This is a genomic window from Pseudomonas sp. (genome assembly GCF_050739995.1).
Lineage (GTDB): Bacteria > Pseudomonadota > Gammaproteobacteria > Pseudomonadales > Pseudomonadaceae > Aquipseudomonas.
Genome location: NZ_JBOICG010000067.1, coordinates 1 through 1701 on the forward strand (window position 1 = coordinate 1; position 1701 = coordinate 1701).

Consider the following 1701-nt stretch of genomic DNA (forward strand, 5'->3'; position numbering starts at 1 on the left):
TTGGGGAACTGGTCCTGCAGGTCACGTACCAGCTTGTCCGGGTCGTCCCCCAACAAAATCGCGCACACACCGCGCTGACTCTGCGCCACAAGAATTGCACCCAGTGAGCACTGGCCTACGGCAAAACGAATGGTGCTATTGGTGCCGCCGGCTTTGAAATCGCTGGGCTTCATGCCTAGCAACTGGTCGGCTGACTCATAGAATCGGCTATTGGAGTTGAAGCCTGCGTCGTACAGCGCATCGGTCACTGAGTGCTGCCCTTTCAGGCCGTTGCGGACCTTATGTGAGCGCAACGCGCTGGCATACCCCTTGGGCGTCAGGCCGGTGACGGCTTTGAACACGCGATGAAAATGAAATGAACTCAACCCGGCTTGGCTGGCGAGATCTTCGAGGCTGGGTGGCGTTTCGGCCTGTTCGATCTGTCGACAGGCCGCAGCGACCAGTTGCGCATGGTGGGCCGCCACTTGGGTCTGGTCAGCGGATGCGCGCTTACTGGGGCGATAGCCGGCGGCTTCGGCGAGGGCGGGGCTGTCGAAGAACTCGATGTTCTCCGGGCGTGGCAAGCGCGAAGCACTGCTGGGGCGGCAATACACGCCGGTGGTTTTCACGCCATACACAAACAGCGTGTCAGCCTTGGCATCGCGGGCAACAATGGCGGCCCAGCGGGGGTCTTGTTCGTTGTTCATGGCCTGCACTCTTGACGGTTCACGGGCAGATTAGCGGCACAGATCACGCTCGGCACTCGCAAGCTTGCGGTCAAATTAGCCAGCGGTGCGAAAGGTCAGGTTGATGCGCTGCGGGCCCATCACGGGGTGCACACCTTGCTTTATCGGCATCACCCCATGAAAGCGCAAGCGATCGACGCCACCCCATACCACTACGTCGCCGTGGAAGAGCGAGATTTTTTGTGTCTTGTCGCTGCGTTCATGGCCGCCGAATAAAAAAATGGCCGGCAGCCCAAGGGATACCGAAACCACGGGGGCGACATAGTGGCGTTCGTTTTTGTCCTGATGCAGGGACATCTTGGCGCCTGGCACATAGCGGTTGATCAGGCAGGCATCCGGCGCGAAGTCGTGGAAGCCGGCCTCGGTTGCTGCCAAGGCGGCCAGCTGGCGCAAGGTATCGGGCATCACTGGCCAGGGGGCTTGGCTGCGCGGATCGACCGGGCTGTAGCGGTAGCCGGCGCTGTCGGTGGTCCAGCCCAGCTCGCCACAACTGCTCAGCGCCGCCGACATGGTAAAACCGCCTGGCGTTACCATCTTTCGAAACGGTGATTGCGCCAGCACCCGGCGCAACTCAGGTATCAGGCGATCAATCCAGGGCAGGGCATAACCCCTGAGCACATAGGCCTCTGCGCCAATCTGTTCACGCCCTTCAGGTTGTTGCAGGGCATCATCGGCGAACAAATCGGCAGTAGGGCCAGGCATGGCTTACAGCGCCTTGCTCACGTTGATGTCAGTGATTTCGTCGCTGGCATCATGGATTTTCGCCAAGGCTTGCTTGGCTTCTTCCACGCTGTTGCTTTGCAATTGTGCGAACTCGAAGCGGCGTTCACCGTTGAGCTTGTACTTGATGACGTATTTGGTCGTGGTGGTCACGGTTTTTTTCCTGTCGAGTGCTCGGATCAGCTCAGTTTGGAGCTGGTGCGACGAACGATGCGAATCTTGTGGGACAGCGCAGGTTTGCGGGTAACGCTGATGG

The 1701-nt window shown here is 59.7% G+C and carries 3 protein-coding genes and 1 pseudogene; all 4 read right to left on the reverse strand.

The features are described from left to right. On the reverse strand, positions 1-686 hold a 686-nt coding region (locus ACRESD_RS02390), incomplete at its 3' end, for a bifunctional transcriptional activator/DNA repair enzyme AdaA (protein ID WP_431749464.1). A 75-nt stretch (positions 687-761) separates the two neighbouring features. Next, a complete protein-coding gene (gene alkB, locus ACRESD_RS02395) occupies positions 762-1427 on the reverse strand; it encodes a DNA oxidative demethylase AlkB (RefSeq protein WP_431749465.1) in 666 nt (221 codons plus the stop codon). Positions 1428-1430: 3 nt separating this feature from the next. Continuing rightward, positions 1431-1598: a hypothetical protein gene (locus ACRESD_RS02400; RefSeq protein ID WP_167496692.1), complete on the reverse strand. Its 168-nt coding sequence runs from the start codon at positions 1596-1598 to the stop codon at positions 1431-1433. A 26-nt stretch (positions 1599-1624) separates the two neighbouring features. After that, positions 1625-1701 (reverse strand): annotated as a pseudogene (locus ACRESD_RS02405) (DUF1883 domain-containing protein); the annotation flags it as partial.